General features: G+C 57.1%; 15 protein-coding genes. All 15 read left to right on the forward strand.

Annotated elements, in window-relative coordinates:
* Positions 1 to 2: 2 nt before the first annotated feature.
* The 15 genes from W02_RS20765 to W02_RS20835 all read left to right on the forward strand — a co-directional run bounded on the left by W02_RS20765 (position 3) and on the right by W02_RS20835 (position 14,752).
* A complete protein-coding gene (locus tag W02_RS20765; RefSeq protein WP_173051213.1) occupies positions 3 to 887 on the forward strand; it encodes a hypothetical protein in 885 nt (294 codons plus the stop codon).
* Positions 888 to 1,123: 236 nt separating this feature from the next.
* Positions 1,124 to 1,354, forward strand: a complete 231-nt coding sequence (locus W02_RS20770) for a hypothetical protein (RefSeq protein ID WP_173051214.1) — start codon at positions 1,124 to 1,126, stop codon at positions 1,352 to 1,354.
* A 600-nt stretch (positions 1,355 to 1,954) separates the two neighbouring features.
* Positions 1,955 to 2,845 carry a hypothetical protein gene (locus tag W02_RS20775; RefSeq protein WP_173051215.1) on the forward strand — a complete coding sequence of 297 codons (891 nt, stop codon included), beginning with the start codon at positions 1,955 to 1,957 and terminating at the stop codon, positions 2,843 to 2,845.
* Between the two features lie 226 nt (positions 2,846 to 3,071).
* On the forward strand, positions 3,072 to 3,254 hold the full coding sequence (locus W02_RS22335) for a hypothetical protein (RefSeq protein WP_370467992.1): 183 nt from the start codon (positions 3,072 to 3,074) through the stop codon (positions 3,252 to 3,254).
* Positions 3,221 to 4,078: a VPLPA-CTERM sorting domain-containing protein gene (locus W02_RS20785; protein WP_173051216.1), complete on the forward strand. Its 858-nt coding sequence runs from the start codon at positions 3,221 to 3,223 to the stop codon at positions 4,076 to 4,078. The genes W02_RS22335 and W02_RS20785 overlap by 34 nt, the downstream gene beginning before the upstream one ends.
* A 164-nt stretch (positions 4,079 to 4,242) precedes the next feature.
* On the forward strand, positions 4,243 to 5,583 hold the full coding sequence (locus W02_RS20790) for a di-heme oxidoredictase family protein (protein ID WP_370467993.1): 1,341 nt from the start codon (positions 4,243 to 4,245) through the stop codon (positions 5,581 to 5,583).
* 413 nt (positions 5,584 to 5,996) lie between these two features.
* Positions 5,997 to 6,878: a hypothetical protein gene (locus W02_RS20795; protein WP_173051218.1), complete on the forward strand. Its 882-nt coding sequence runs from the start codon at positions 5,997 to 5,999 to the stop codon at positions 6,876 to 6,878.
* Positions 6,875 to 7,741, forward strand: a complete 867-nt coding sequence (locus W02_RS20800; RefSeq protein WP_173051219.1) for a DNRLRE domain-containing protein — start codon at positions 6,875 to 6,877, stop codon at positions 7,739 to 7,741. Before W02_RS20795 ends, W02_RS20800 begins: the two co-directional genes overlap by 4 nt.
* Positions 7,742 to 7,804: 63 nt before the next feature.
* Positions 7,805 to 8,590, forward strand: coding sequence for a MotA/TolQ/ExbB proton channel family protein (locus W02_RS20805; protein WP_173051220.1), 786 nt, complete (start codon positions 7,805 to 7,807; stop codon positions 8,588 to 8,590).
* An 18-nt stretch (positions 8,591 to 8,608) separates the two neighbouring features.
* Positions 8,609 to 9,028: a biopolymer transporter ExbD gene (locus W02_RS20810; protein WP_197742088.1), complete on the forward strand. Its 420-nt coding sequence runs from the start codon at positions 8,609 to 8,611 to the stop codon at positions 9,026 to 9,028.
* 60 nt (positions 9,029 to 9,088) lie between these two features.
* The gene (locus W02_RS20815) at positions 9,089 to 9,754 is read left to right on the forward strand and encodes a TonB family protein (protein ID WP_173051221.1); all 666 of its coding nucleotides are present in this window, start codon (positions 9,089 to 9,091) and stop codon (positions 9,752 to 9,754) included.
* Between the two features lie 25 nt (positions 9,755 to 9,779).
* Positions 9,780 to 10,730: a type II secretion system protein N gene (locus W02_RS20820; RefSeq protein ID WP_173051222.1), complete on the forward strand. Its 951-nt coding sequence runs from the start codon at positions 9,780 to 9,782 to the stop codon at positions 10,728 to 10,730.
* A 311-nt stretch (positions 10,731 to 11,041) separates the two neighbouring features.
* Complete coding sequence (locus W02_RS20825; RefSeq protein ID WP_173051223.1) at positions 11,042 to 11,650, forward strand: hypothetical protein; 609 nt, start codon at positions 11,042 to 11,044, stop codon at positions 11,648 to 11,650.
* A gap of 324 nt (positions 11,651 to 11,974) precedes the next feature.
* Complete coding sequence (locus tag W02_RS20830) at positions 11,975 to 13,141, forward strand: molybdopterin-binding oxidoreductase (protein WP_173051224.1); 1,167 nt, start codon at positions 11,975 to 11,977, stop codon at positions 13,139 to 13,141.
* A gap of 108 nt (positions 13,142 to 13,249) precedes the next feature.
* Positions 13,250 to 14,752, forward strand: coding sequence for a hypothetical protein (locus W02_RS20835; RefSeq protein WP_173051225.1), 1,503 nt, complete (start codon positions 13,250 to 13,252; stop codon positions 14,750 to 14,752).
* Positions 14,753 to 14,959: the final 207 nt, after the last annotated feature.

The raw sequence follows: 14,959 nt of genomic DNA on the forward strand, positions 1-14,959 counted from the left end.
GTATGTCGCTCAAACATGTCTGGCTTGTTCTCGTGGGTGTGTTGGCCACCATTCCAGTTACCGATGTGAAGTCCGTCCTGGCAGCAACCATGTACGCCGTCACCGACGGCTGTGGACGGAACGCATGCGTCCCTGCAGCCAACGGTGTCGGCCGGCTCTTGGCCATCGACACGGTCACAGGAGTCCAAACGGTCATCAGTAACGACCTTGGGACCGGCCCCTTGCAATCTTTGGCTGCCATGCCGTCCGGGCTCATGTATTCCGTCTCGCTCACGGGCCTGCTGATTGCGATCGATCCATTCACCGGCACCGCCACGAATACGGGGACCCGCCTTATCACGCCGGCGCCCCTCTATGCCCTGGCCGCGAATGCCAATGGGGAGTTGTATGGATTGGCCGGAGATGGACTGGCGGGGACGCCTCAGCTCTACAAGATCAATCCCGCCACCGGGGCGACCTTAATCGGCGATTTGGGAGCCGGTAGGGGCGGCGCGGCTATGGATTTTTCACCTGACGGCACGTTGTATGTGGCGAGCGGCAATCGACTGGTGACCGTCAATACGGCAACCGGAGCAGCCAGTGCGCCCATCGGCCCGTTTCCCGATTGCTGCGGGCCCTATAGCAGCATTGCATTTGATTCGACCGGAACCCTCTGGGCCTCCTGGGAAAACGATGGCCGTGTCACAGACGTCGCGCCGCCGTATCCCGCTAGCGGCCGGTTATTTACGCTGAATGCGTCCACGAGCGCACAGACGTTGATGTTCGATAGCGGGTTGAACCCCACCATCACCGGCATCGAATTCCTTGCGCCCGTTCCCATTCCCGCGGCGGTCTGGTTATTCGGGAGCGGCCTCGCAGCGATAGCTGGTTTCGCGAGGCGAACTTGACCACCGGAGTTTTCACATCTATCTCGCCCGCTCCGCTTGCTTTCGGTGTGCGTGGCATAGCATATCCCGCGCCCGTGCCGGTCCCGGCCGCTATCAGGCTCTTCGCCGGCGGTTTGGCCGTGATCGCGGGACAAGCGCGACGAAGATTCCTGACAGTGAATGACCGGCCATGACTGTGTGCCGTGGTAAGGAGTCGGCAATTTTGCAAATGACCCGCGTCAACTTGGAGAGTAGTCATGGCACAAGCGGCCACCCAGAGCACCGCTAAATTGATAGCTGTTTTTGTTGAAGCCCATTCGACCTTGGAAGCGTATTTAGGACAAGGCGCCGTACGTGAATCTGAGCTACGGTCTCTCGCCCTCACCATCTCGGCTCTTCAAGTCTTTCTTGCGAAATGGAACCGGATTCGAGCCGGTGGAACCATGATAGATACAGCTGTTAGTTTCTTGCTCAAGTCCTTGCAGTAGAGTGAATCCTTAAAGAGAGAATCGATCAGAACTGTTCGTCACCACTCAATGTAAATTATTCGTCAAGGCGCCGCAGATCGCTTGACGAAATAGCCGCTATTCTTTACAAGGGTCGTAAAACTGCAAACATTGTTCTCCGCACGTAGGGCGTGTGGTGTCGATGGGGCGATCGACACTGCAGGGCGAGTCCGACGTTGAAGGAAAACCGTCGGTGTTCCGTATGCGAATCACGCGTGCGGTGCCGCTGGTGTTGGTCTGGTGCGCAGGCACCGGATGATTTTATCAAGGACTCGGACATGCCGCCCAATCCTCGGACCGCCGCTCCGCCTTCAGAACCAAATTCTCTCCAGAATAATTGTGCGTTAAGACCGTTTCCTTCCGGCATGCCACACGAACGGGCTTACCCGGTGACATACGACCGACTGTCTGTGCGTCTTCCCTTCTTTCTCACATGTAGGAGACTCCAATGAGACATGGTCTGCGGAGCGTTGCCTCTTCGGGAGCGGTCTGGCGGCGATGGTCGGGTTTGCGCGCGGGAGAGCCGCATAGGTCCAGAGGGAATCAGCCTTTGAGACGCCAATTTTACGAAGGAGACTGTACATGAGGAGAGCAGGGTTTGCAGCTGTTCTGATGAGTGTATCGTTGGTTGGTTCGTTGGTCGCCGTAACTCCGGCAGCGGCCGACATGATCGGCCTCCAATTCTTCAAGGACAATTTCCAGATCAACTCGATCAACACGACGACCGGAGCCCAGACGGCGATCGGCAGTACGGGGATTGACAGGTTGAATTCACTCGCCGCGACGCCATCCGGAGAACTGTATTCCGTTGGAGGCCCAAACATATCCGATCAAAGCCATCTGGTCAGGATTGATCCGCTGACCGGAGCGGGAACGGACCTGGGCGCGATCACCTATGACATTGCTCCGCCGACAGTCGGTGGTGTGTCAGTCGGGGTAACGGGATTGGCCGCTGATGCATCCGGGAACTTGATTGCCACCATCTTCAGCTCACAATCTCTCTATAGCATCAACCCCACCACCCTCCAGGCAACTCAACTGACTGCCTCTAATGGCGTCTCAACCAACATCGTGGGACTCGATTTTTCGCCGACCGGAGTCTTGTATGGAACGACACTCGTCAGTCGAGGGTTGGTCACGATCGACCCCACCACCTGGCAAGCCACACGCGTTAGCCCCGCATCATCCGCTTTCCCAAATATTCAAAGCATCGCCTTTAGCCCCGACGGGACGCTGTGGGGGATCGGCGATTCCATGGGCGACATCAGTGGGTCTGGTCGAATCTACACGATCGATCCGATAACAGGCATTGCAACACTTAAGTTCGGTTTGGGGCTGAGCAACGATTTCCGCGGCATCGAATTTCTCGCGCCTGTTCCGATTCCCCCTGCTGTGTGGTTGTTTGGAAGCGGTCTGGCGGCAGTAGTGGGCTGTGCCCGTCGTAAGATGGCCGATGACGCATCCATTATATAGGGCACTTTCAATCGGATCGACAATCGGCAACAAAAATACTGAGGCAATCGTTCATTTACAAGTACTTAGGGGGATTGGAGTGAATTTTTCAGGAAAATTCATTTCGACAATACCACCACAGGAGCGGAGACCTCTACCGGCTCTATGGATTTAACCATTCAGCTCCTTGGCGGCATCGGCTACGGATCCCAATTTAGGTGGCATTGAATTTGTCGCGGCCGTTCCTGTGCCGGCCGCGGTATGGCTCTTCGGCAGCGGATTGGCCGCCATCGTCGGCTTGGCGCGGCGGAAGGGCATCTTAGCGCAGGTGGTATGTAGTCAGGTCTTTTTTACAACCTGTGACTTGGGACTTGTCGTTCCAAGAAAGGAGTGCCAATGCGAAAGGGCGTGCTTATATTATCCGCTGTGATGTGCGGTGTGATCATCCAACCCGGAGTGAGCCTGGCGGAGTCGGTATTCACCGTCAGCACGGCGACGAAGGATGCATTCCTAGCCAACGGTTCATTGTTCAATGCGGGACCTCCGCCGACTGGTAATCCCGTCTGCAGTACGAATTGCGCAAATCTGAACTTCGGCGGAGCAGGCACGCTGGCGATTGCGCCGGCGTCTTCTGACAAAGGACAGTTCGACAGTGTCGTGCAATGGGATACTGCCGGCGCCGTGACGCAATTCAATACCGCATTCGGTGCCGGCAATTGGCAGATCACCAATGTGTCGCTGAACCTGGCGAGCAACTTTGGTGATCAGGGGGAGCAGCCGAATAACGGCATCTTCAATACCATCAACAACGGCCAATTCAACGTCCAGTGGATCTCGAACGACACCTGGATAGAAGGTACTGGGAGCGGCATGGGGACCAATCCTGGAAGTCCGCCGAGTGTTACCTTCGGGAACAAGGCCACCACGTTGTTGACCGGCACGTCCGCGAATCTCGGCACCTTCGCGTACGCACCGCCTGGAGACGGTGTGTATCGCTCCTATAGTTTGTCGCTTGATCCCAACTTGTTGAGCGACATTACCGGTGGCAACCTGGCTTCGCTGTTCTTCACTGCAGCGGATGATCAGGTCGGCTATCTCTTCAATTCAAAGACATTTGCGGGCAATAGTCCGCAGTTCATCATCACGGCCGATGTGACGCCGGTTCCGGTTCCTGCAGCTGTATGGCTGTTCGGGAGCGGACTTGCGGCGATGGTGGGGTTTGCAAGGAGAAATGTGAATCGCATGGCCGCGTAGGAGAGCGGGGGCGGTCGCCGGCAGGCGGCCGTCCCCATCCGTACCAATGGCCGCATGAATAGGTTCCCTAGCACGAGCATCTCACATCAACGAAATCAAGTGGGTCATCGATCATGATGTCACTCGGGCGACCTTCCAAACTCGTACTCGTAGTTGGCCTCACGATGGCCGTCGGTCTCCCATTGTTGGAGGCTAGCTCTCAGATAGCACCGCCCTTTAAAGCTCAGGACCCTGGTCCGCGGCAGACTCCAAGCAAGAGTGGAACCTCTTTCAAAGATCTGACGCCTACTCAACATCAGCTGTTTATCGACGGCCATCACGTGTTCAACGAGGCGGCTTCTGTCCGGGGGACTCTGCCCGCTACGCGTCCAGGACTGGGGCCGCGGTTCAACCTTGACAGCTGTGGCGGATGCCATACCCATCCGCATCTGGGTGGCACCAGTCCAAAGCTCAATCCCCAAGTGGAGCTGGCCACGAGAGAAGGTGCCGCCAATGAGATCCCGTCATTCATCACGGCGGACGGACCGGTCCGCGAGGTACGCTTTAAATTCAAACAAGACGGCTCGCGGGATGACGGGGTTCAAGCGCTCTTTACAATCAGCGGCCGCTCCGACGCGCCGGGCTGTTTCCTGCAGCAGCCGAATTTCAAGCGAGCGGCGGCATTGAATAATCTGAGCTTCCGCATTCCGACTCCCATGTTCGGCGCGGGACTGATCGAAGCAATCGATGACGACACGATTCTCGCCAACATTCATGCCGACGGCGCAAAGAAGTTCTCGTCGGGCATTCGCGGTCGTGCCAACGGGGCCGGCCGTCCGAACATCGACGAGAACGATCGTACGATCTCGCGGTTCGGGTGGAAGGCGCAAATCAAATCCTTGGAGCTCTTCGTCGCACAGGCCTTTAACGTCGAACAGGGAATTACCAACGACCTGTATCCTCAAGAGATCGAAGAATCGGCATCCTGCCGTTTCAACATGACGCCGGAAAGCACAATGCACCTCGATGCGGTGGTTCCTTTCGATGTGCTCAGCGATGTGGTGAAGGCGACACGGTTCGTCCAGTTCCTCGCGCCGCCAGAGCCATTACCGGACAACGAATCGATCATCAGGGGAAGGACGCTGTTCGGAGAGGTCGGTTGTGCGCTCTGCCACACGCCGATGCTGCGGACCGGCAACGCAACGCATGCTTTTTTGCGCGACCAGGAGGTCAAACTCTACTCCGATCTGGTGCTCCACAATATGGGCCCCGGCTTGGCCGACGACATCAACCAGGGGAGGGCGCAGGGCGATGAATTCCGCACCGCACCGCTGTGGGGACTGAGCGATCGGTTTTTCCTCCTGCACGACGGACGAACGAAGGATTTGCTCGAAGCGATCAAGGCCCATGCGAGTCGTGGAGATTGGCGCTATCCCCCCTCTGAAGCCAATGATGTCATTGTACGATTCGACCGGTTAACGGAAATCGACAAGCAGCATGTCTTGAACTTCCTCCGCGGGTTGTAGAATCGTTCGGCCGGCTTTCGTTCTCTTACCTGGAGCTCTGTGCCGTTTGCGAAATGGTGTGAATGGCTCAGTGCGGCACCCTCTCCACGCTATCGGGGGACTCTTCTCGGATCTGACCGATGTTTTCCGAGCGTGGGCTCCCCCAGGGTATATTCCGTTTGTCATAAATACATGACACGTGCAGTGGACGACGACTGCAGACGGCTCTTCCGTTAATTCTTTGTCAAACGTGAGATGTCCTGCTTGACCAGCCAACGGACATTCCCATAGGGTCAGGCCATCGCTCTTGAAGGATCATGATTGATTCATCCGATGGTTGACCGTGTGGGGGCGACACAGGGGTTGCCGGCGGCGTTCTCTTGGTGTGACTTGCGCGGTCGTGTAGAGGGGGCAAGTAATTAGGAGGAGGTGCGATGCAATCATCGATTCATACGAAGATCGGCGGGTTGCCTGTGCTTCTGCTCTCGGTGATGGTTGCTGCCGGGCTCAGCCCAACAACCGCGTCAGCTGTTACGGTGACGCTCGGGGCAGGGAAAGCATCAACGATTTTTGAAAATCAGCCTGACAACAGCATCGGACGAGGGCCGGGCGTTTTTGCCGGAGGCGACAGCAACGGCTCGCCCCGGCGCGGACTCATTGATTTCAATGTCGCCGCCAATATTCCCGTGGGGGCGATAATTACGAGCGCTCAACTCAGTTTATATTTGGGGGCCGTGGGTGTGTCGGACACCGGAACTCCCGATTCCGTCTCGAGAATGGTGGAACTGCACCGGCTCGTCGGTGACTGGGCTCACGGACCGACAGGATTGGGAGTGGTCTCCATTGATGGAACCGATCAGGGATATCCTGCCGTCCCTCCCAGCCCTACCTGGAATGAACGGCGGTATCAGCAGAATCAGCCCTGGTCGACACCAGGAGGAGACTTCAAGCCGGCGGCGAGTGCGACGACGCTCGTGGGGCAGCAACTCAACACCGCATACACCTGGTTATCGACACCGGATTTGGTGGCGGATGTGCAATTCATGCTTGATCAACCGTCGTTGGGTTTTGGTTGGATGATTGTGAATCCGGATGAACGGGTCTCAGGATCGTACCGTGCGTTTTACACCAAGGATTGGACCGATCCGCTCATGAGGCCTCAATTGCTCCTCACGTACGAACTGGCGCCTGTTCCCGTGCCGGCTGCCGTGTGGTTGTTCGGCAGCGGCCTTCTCGCCGTTGCTGGGATCTTCCGCCGCTCGTCTTCGCGGCATGACGCGAGTTCGACATTGTCCGCACGGGAGGTCGACCGATGACACGATCAACGACAATTTCTTGCGTGGCATGTGTTCTTGTCATGGTGACGGTGCCGACAGTGGCGCGGGCGGAGTCCATTACGCTGACGCCATTCAAAGATGCCACGATTTTCGGTGAGAGTATCAATCAGGGTGTCCCCAATACGGATGGTCAGGATCTGTTCAACCGGAGCAATGGCGCCGGACCCGGAATTTTTTCTGGGGGCAATGGCGCATTGGCCGCCCATCGGGCGCTGATTGAATTTGATGTGGCCGGTCAGATCCCGCAGGGGGCCCTCATCACCGGTGTGGCCTTGACGATGCATATCGGTATCGTGGCCGGTTCGGGCGGCGCCCCCGGTCTTGGGGACCAAACGTCACGGATTATGGACCTGCACCGGCTTACCGCCGATTGGGGAGAAGGTATTACGGGAGCAACGAGTACCACGGTTGGAGGAACCGGGCAGGGATTCCCCGCGAATCCCGGAGATGCCACCTGGAATGCGAGCCACTTTGGAAGCACTTTGTGGAATACTCCCGGGGGCGATTTTGACAGCACCGTGAGCGGGTCGTTGGCTGTCGGAAGCGTGTTCTTTTCTCCTCAGACATGGCAGTCGACGCCCGGGATGGTAACCGACGTGCAGAACTGGCTCAATGACCCGTCAAGCAACTTCGGCTGGATTCTCATCAACCATGATGAAAAAGCCCGACAGACGCACCGGGCATTTTACTCGAAAGAATGGACAGACCCCGCCATGCGCCCGCAACTGCTCGTGACCTATGAATTGGCGCCGGTTCCTGTTCCGGCAGTCCTCTGGCTGTTTGGAAGCGGCCTCGTCGGTGTGATCGGGTATGCAACGCGCAATGGAATACGCCTTGCGTAACGTGGTGCGGAACCCTTCTTCATCAGCCTGATCAGGTGAATCATCCGAAAGGATTGATGTTTCATGGATGGATCGATGGCAGGAGGAGTCGCCTTTGCGCTTTCGCACGCGACCCTCGAAGGCAAAATTACGATCGCGGTGCTGCTGGTGTTTTCACTGGCCAGTTGGTCGGTGATCGTCAGCAAATTGCTGCAGTTGGCCAAAGCGAGGCGCCGAAATCGAACGTTTCTCGACGCCTATTCGAAAACCAGAGGTCCGTTGGTCGTGTTCAGCAAGGGACCGATTACCAAGCTGCAGGGCTCGCCCATGTACGAACTTTATTACGGAGGTTGCGAGGAACTGACTGTCCAGCAGGAGAAATACAAGGACAAACGCATACCGCGTCACGGGATCAATGCCGTGCGGATTGCTCTGGAACGGGTGCTGGGCGAATGTGTGGTCAGTCTGGAATCGGGCATGATCGTTCTCGCGACGGCGATCAGCGGCGGGCCGTTTGTCGGTCTCCTGGGCACGGTATGGGGCGTCATGGATACGTTTTCGGGCATCGGGCGCGCACATCAGGCGAGCTTGACGACGATGGCGCCCGGCGTCGCGTCGGCATTGATTGCCACGGTGGCCGGTCTGATGGTCGCCATCCCGTCGCTGTTTTTCTACAACTATCTCGTGACCAAGATCAAAACACTGGTCATGGAATTGGAAAATTTCGGGGCGCATCTGGAGAGTGTCTTCACGGCGGAATTCCAGATTGAACGAAACGGAAAAGACGAACCCGACGATGACATCGAAGGTTTCGGAGGGCCCGGACGAGACGGAGAAGATCTCACGATGGACACGGCTTCAACCCATTGAGAATAGTGACGATCAGCGATGCGACGAATGATGCGAGGCGGGCACGGTGCAGTGGCGGACATCAACATTACGCCGCTGCTCGACCTTGCCTGGGTGCTGCTCATCATTTTTATCATCACGACGACCGCCATGGTACAAGGGATCGAATTGAACTTGCCCGAATCGACACCGCACGAAACGGAGATGGAGACGACGACCAAGACGATCTCCGTAAAAAAGAGCGGGGACGTGTTCATGGACGAAGAGCCGGTCCAGGTGTCGGAACTCGAAGGGATTCTCAAAGGACTCAAGCAAGCCTCGGGAGGGAAACTCCCGGTTGTCCTGCGAGGAGATGCGGGGGTCGAGTACCGATATGTGGTCGCGGTCCTGGACGTGTTGCAGCGCATTCCCATCGAAGATCTGGCGATCGCCACCAAGCCGATGGATGAGGGGCACTGATGCGTAGCCGCCCGGTTGACAGTATTACGGCGAAGCAGTTTGGTATAGTTTGCGTCAACGATGCCAGGTTATCGGGGATATCACGCCAAGAAGAAAGGGTGGAATCGATCCACAACCATCGTGGTCGTGGCGGTACACCTTCTTGCGTTGTACGGTCTGTACCAACTCAGCCGGACCAACTTCCTGCAGGATCTCATCAAGGTGACGAAACTCACCACGATGCCGGAACCGCCAAAGCCGCCGGAGCCTCCGCCGTCCGAGCCGGCGCCGGAGCCGGAGGCATTGCCCGAGCCGACCCCTCCGGAGCCCCTGCCACCCACAGTGAAGGAACTGCCGCCGGAGCCGGTCGAATCTGCGCCTGCCGAGGAACCATCCCAGGCGCCGGACTCGGAAGGAGAGGGCCGGGAAGCTCCGGCAACGGACCATGCTCCGTTTGCGATCGGCAAAGGCGGGAGCGTGTTTTCCGGTTACGAGGGAATCCTCACCGCGGCCATCCAGGCCGCGTATCAACAACCACCCGATCTGCCGGACAATGTCGATTATGCGGTGATGTGCCAATTGGTGTTGGACGAAGACGGCTACGTCCTGAGTTATCAACTGCTGAACTCGTCCGGGCATCCGGTATTCGACCGATCAGCGCAGTTGGCGCTCTCGAAACTCCGGCAAGTGCGTCCACCACCTCCGGGAATGTCCCGCACGATCGTGGTCAAATTTTTCCCTCCTTGAACAACGCGAAGGCGAGGCGGTCACGATGCTGGGTGTGAGTCCGAACATGTGGCGGCGATCGGTGATATCGGGTCAGAACAGACGGCGCGCGCTGCTGGCAGTATTTGTCGTCTGCGGCACATTTCTCATCGCACACGTCATCAACGGAGTCGTGGGCGACACACTCATGGCGTCGGTCAATAATATGACCGCGGACCCCTATGTGGCGGGCATCCAGCTCGACCGTCGGACCCAGCAGGCTGTGGCGCAAGAACGCGTGCAGGTCATCTTATCGAGCGGATTGTTTCCGCTGCCGACGCCTGAGCAGATTGCCGCCGCCCGAGGAGGAATTCCTGCCACGGCGCCGGTGACGCCGATGAATGTTGCGACGAAGATCAGCCTGCTTGGGATCGTCGGAGGCACCGGAGAAGACGCCCGCGCCGTTCTCGAACAGATCGGCAACAAACAGCAGGGGTTATATCGTCTCACCGATCATGTCCCGGATATTGGTCAGCTCGCTGCCATCGAAAAGGACCGTGTCTTGTTTCGAGCGGGAGAGCAGCAGGAATGGTTGGACCTCGCCATCATTCAGCAACGGGGACTTGTCGGTTCGCCTCTGCAACCGCTTTTGACATCTGTGGACGGGGCCCCCGCACGCACCAAAAACAAGCATGCAACTCGCCGGACTATCTCGCGCAGCCAATTGATCGAAGTCACCGGAGATCCTCAGGCGTACCTGATGGAGGCCAGATTCCAGCCTCATTTTGCGTCTGGGAAGTTGGACGGATTTCAGGTTGACGGAATTAGACAGGTCGGTCTATTGGACCAGGCTGGATTGCAGAATCAGGACGTATTGGCTGCCGTTAATAACGTCGAAATTCGTGATCCGGGGAAGTTGTGGGAAATTTTCAAGCAGCTGCAGCATGAGCGGACGGTTCGGCTTCATGTCGTCCGTCACAATCAACCCCTGACGTTAATGGTAGACATCAGGGGCTGATCGTACAACAAAAGGCTTTGAGGTTGGCACGCCCACCGTCTCAAAGCCTTTTTCTTCAGGAGTGATACGCGTCGCTCCATGAAGGGGGAGAGAGCTGTCGATATGCGTCGGCAGCTCTCTTTTGTTTGGGGAGCATACTCGCTATGTTAATTATTCGTCAAGATATGCAACGGTCGGCGGCACTGCGCATTCCTGGCGACTGCGCCACGACCTTTGAGTGGCGTGACCGATGTGAAACCAGTAAACTATTGATACATGGCGTCTCAGTCGAGAAACGGCGTGACGCGACCGCTCGATCCGCTGGAGCCACAATGACCATTCTTCTCACGGTGCTCATCCTCGGTGCAGCTCTCGTATTCCCACATTCGATCCGAGCCGATGAGACATCATCTTCCCAGTCCCACGGAAAGCATGCACAACAAGATCGTTCGCCGAGCGAGGAGCGATGCGGAACGGTTCGGGCCCCTTCAACAACTGTCGAAGGCGTTCAGGTGGAAACGTCGGACATGAACTTGTTCGAACAGTTCTTCGAGTCGATCTTGCAGGCGAAAACGGTTTTGAAGAAAGATCATCCGCAGAAGGACATTCTGCGCGGATACTGTTTCCGTGAGTTCCTGATCGTGATCCGCCAGGATCTCCAGCATCCGCATGCTGCAGGATGGGTACAGATTAACTTTGCGGAACAGGATGCGGCCCGTGTTCAGCAGGAACTCCAGCGTGCGCTTGAACAATCTCCGGTTTTCAAGCTCGAAGAAGCTGAGCGGAATAAGATCGTCCGATTCAAATTGAAGCCGGATGTGAAACGGGGAAACCGAAAGGCCATCCGCTTGGAAGTATTTGGGCCAGAGGGGTTTATGGTTGGATTTAATCAGTACCAGGAAGCCGGTGACAGGACCCCAGAATCTCCCGCCTCGCGCTAATCACAATCCGAAAACCCATTCCAGTCTACCGGACACACTCCACTGTACTTGTCATCTTGTCTCTGCAAGGCGTCCGAAGCGCACCAATGTGTTAACTCTTGCTCAAGAGTCGCACCGGTTCATTGACACGGGTCATTCGCGCCCATATGGTCTGAGCGCGAGGATTGAAGCGAAAAATACTCTTGCGAGTGCGTTTCAATCGGATGACTCTTCGGCGGTGGTCCGGCGAAGGTCACATACCTGATGGGTTGTCGTGGGGCTGTGGGGCGACAGCTCTCCGCGAGCCAGCGGTGGTGTTCACACTGTTGCTGAAGGAGGGGGTTTATGTTGTCTCGTACCTGGTTCGGTTCCACGTCCGTCCGCTCCGCTCTTGCGGGGCTTGCCTGCACGGCCCTGCTCGGCGGTGTGGCGCATGCCTTGCCGGTTACCGACTCGTTCTTCCTGAACGGGCTCGTGCAGAACAGCGGCAGCACTGTCAATCTGGCCGATTTACAGAGCTTCACGCCTGTGACTCAAACCGTCACCTATCAGGCCGGCTCATCAACGGTAAATCAGGATTTCACAGGGGCGCTCCTTTACAGCTTCCTGAACGATCCCAACAGCTCCAATCCTAACGGCGGTGGAGGGCTCCTTCCGTTGACGCCGCCGCCGGGGACGCCGATGCAGCAACAGCAAAACCGCATGTATGTCGTGACGACAGGGAGCGATGGGTATCGAGCGGTCACATCCATTGGAGAAATTCGCCCGACTTTCGGCAATACCCCATCCTTGATCGCGTACCAGCAGGCGAATCCTCCAGGTTCCACGCCGACCGGTCTGGGGAATGACGGATTTGCCCGGACGACGGCGCCGCTCGATATCCGTGGCGGCCGCTATGTGTCGAACATCTTCAGAATGGACGTGTTCGATTCGCTTTCACAGTCTCAAATCAATGCGATTCCTGGTGGTGGTCTCTCACAGAGCTTCGCCTTGGCGGGTCAAATCGTGAACCCTCGCTCGTTCAATCTTGCCGATTTACAAGCCCTGCCGCAGACCACGATCACGACCAACGGTGGCAGAACATTTACAGGGGTATCACTCTGGAGCCTCTTGACCGGCGCAGCAGCCGGAGGCGGCATCATTACCGACCCGAACGTGAAGAACGACATTCTGGGGAAGTTCATAGTCGCGACCGGCAGCGACGGATTCAAGCAGATCTATTCGCTTGGTGAATTGGACCCAAGTTTCGGCGCCAAGAGCATTCTTGTCGCCCTCAGCGAGACCACTGGCGGCGGTAGTGGTTTGGGAACCGCCGGTTTTGCTCGGATGGTCGTCCCGACAGATGGTGCAGCGGGCCGGTGGGTGTCCAATCTCATCGGTCTGGAAGTTCTCGATGCGCCGCTGACGCCGGTTCCCGTCCCCGCAGCGGCGATTCTGTTCGCTTCGGGACTTGGCGGGCTGGCGCTCCGGCGATTCCGCCGGCACGGATCACGCTCTATCGTGAATTGTTAGATCTATTCGGCCGCGGGCGCCGTTCGAGCCGAACGGCGCCTCGGCGATCCGGGTCGTCCCCGACAAAAACCTTCTTACTCCACTGCATTGAGTTGCATTGAGGGATCCATGACGCGCATTACGCGGACGCTGACGGCTTTCGTGTATACACTCTCGGTATCATCGCTGGCTCATGCCGGTTATCTCACCGACGTCGGCTACGATGCTCTCCTTGCTGAATTCGGGACTTCCACGCCGACCGGAGCCGGCGTGCCGGTGACCCAGGTGGAGGCGCCAAATAACGATGTGAGTGGCGGCGCTCCGCCCGTGTTTATGCCGGACCCCTCGAACAGTGATTTCGCAGGAAAGGTGATTACGAGTCCGAACGGGAATCTGTCCGGGGCGTATTCATCCCACGCGACGTCCGTCGGCCAAATCTTTTATGGAAACACAGGTTCCATGGCTTCGGGGATCAGCCAGATCACCAGTTACGAAGCCCAAGCCTGGATCAACACATTGGCTGCATCGGGTGGCGCCGCAACGACGGCTTCAAGCCGCATTGCCAATCATAGTCGGGTCGGTGGTGGTGGAGACGCCCAGACGGATGGATCCATTCTTCGTTTCGTGGACCGCCAGGTCGCCTTGAAGCAATATGTCCAAGTCGTGGCGTCGACCAGCAGTACGACCGCATCTCCGCTGCTAAGCGACTCATATAACTCGATCGTAGTGGGGCGGACAGATGGGGTCAATCATATCGGAACAGACGCGGTCGACAGTGTGTATGTCGCGGGGAGAACTGCGCCCTCCATCGTCGCTCCCTTTGAGACTCCCAGTGCCGCCACTCCGGTTGTCGCTTCTGCTGCCGCCCTATTGATACAGACCGGCCATAATGCTGGTTCTGCGCTGTCAGACGGCTCGACGACTATATCGGGAGTCGGTACCGTGTACGATGCGGAACGAGCCGCGACGGTGAAAGCTGTTCTGATGGCGGGAGCGGATCGTCAGACCGCTAATACGAGCACGGCCGCCAACATCACCGACTACCGCAGCGCGGGACATCAGACGACCAATGGGTTGGACGACCGCTACGGCGCGGGCCAAGTCAATATCTACAACAGTTACCGCATTCTGACCGGCGGTGAACAAAAGAGTTTTCAGCATGGAGGGCATGACATTACGACCGCGGGATTCGATTATGCCTCTCTCGGAGGTCTCAGCGGCACACCGTGGACCGCGTCGTATTTTTTCAATGGAACACCCGGCACGTCGTTGTATGCCTCGCTCGTCTGGAATCTGACCGTCTCCGATAACAGCCTATTGGCGACACACCTCTACAACCTCGATCTGTCATTATTTGATGCGACGACGAATTCCTTGCTGGCGTCGTCATCGAGCCTGTTGGACAACACCGAAAATATCTATTTTAAGCTTCTGCTTGGTACACGATATGAATTACGAGTGACAACCAGCGAGGCCGTCAACTTTCTCTCGGATTATGCGCTGGCCTGGAGAATCGATTCCGATCTTGCCGCCGTTCCCATCCCACCATCCGCATGGTTGTTCGTCTCGGCATTGATGTGCCTCTTCGTTCACCGAGCCGTCACGTCGAGCTGCCGCCGGTACGTCCCGTAGCCGATGCGGCGATGCCCATGAGCAGATTCGTTTGAATAGATTCGTTGGAATTTACGGCTGGACAGAGGATGGAATGATTCACTACACTGGATGCATACATTTCGTAAAGTATAGTGTACTGCACCTAGTGCAGGTGTTGTTCTTCGGCTTGTTTCTTTTGTGACACCCCGATTTGGAAACGCCTTCCCTGCTAGCATCTGGAGGAAT

The sequence above is a fragment of the Nitrospira sp. KM1 genome, assembly GCF_011405515.1.
Classification (GTDB): domain Bacteria; phylum Nitrospirota; class Nitrospiria; order Nitrospirales; family Nitrospiraceae; genus Nitrospira_C.

Coding starts and splice junctions, on each gene's coding strand:
- W02_RS20805 (WP_173051220.1), top strand. CDS start 7,805: ATGGATGGATCGATGGCAGGAGGAGTCGCCTTTGCGCTTTCGCACGCG.
- W02_RS20790 (WP_370467993.1), top strand. CDS start 4,243: ATGGCCGTCGGTCTCCCATTGTTGGAGGCTAGCTCTCAGATAGCACCG.
- W02_RS20830 (WP_173051224.1), top strand. CDS start 11,975: ATGTTGTCTCGTACCTGGTTCGGTTCCACGTCCGTCCGCTCCGCTCTT.
- W02_RS20825 (WP_173051223.1), top strand. CDS start 11,042: ATGACCATTCTTCTCACGGTGCTCATCCTCGGTGCAGCTCTCGTATTC.
- W02_RS20815 (WP_173051221.1), top strand. CDS start 9,089: ATGCCAGGTTATCGGGGATATCACGCCAAGAAGAAAGGGTGGAATCGA.
- W02_RS20785 (WP_173051216.1), top strand. CDS start 3,221: ATGCGAAAGGGCGTGCTTATATTATCCGCTGTGATGTGCGGTGTGATC.
- W02_RS20835 (WP_173051225.1), top strand. CDS start 13,250: ATGACGCGCATTACGCGGACGCTGACGGCTTTCGTGTATACACTCTCG.
- W02_RS20800 (WP_173051219.1), top strand. CDS start 6,875: ATGACACGATCAACGACAATTTCTTGCGTGGCATGTGTTCTTGTCATG.
- W02_RS20820 (WP_173051222.1), top strand. CDS start 9,780: ATGCTGGGTGTGAGTCCGAACATGTGGCGGCGATCGGTGATATCGGGT.
- W02_RS20765 (WP_173051213.1), top strand. CDS start 3: ATGTCGCTCAAACATGTCTGGCTTGTTCTCGTGGGTGTGTTGGCCACC.
- W02_RS20795 (WP_173051218.1), top strand. CDS start 5,997: ATGCAATCATCGATTCATACGAAGATCGGCGGGTTGCCTGTGCTTCTG.
- W02_RS20810 (WP_197742088.1), top strand. CDS start 8,609: ATGCGACGAATGATGCGAGGCGGGCACGGTGCAGTGGCGGACATCAAC.
- W02_RS20770 (WP_173051214.1), top strand. CDS start 1,124: ATGGCACAAGCGGCCACCCAGAGCACCGCTAAATTGATAGCTGTTTTT.
- W02_RS20775 (WP_173051215.1), top strand. CDS start 1,955: ATGAGGAGAGCAGGGTTTGCAGCTGTTCTGATGAGTGTATCGTTGGTT.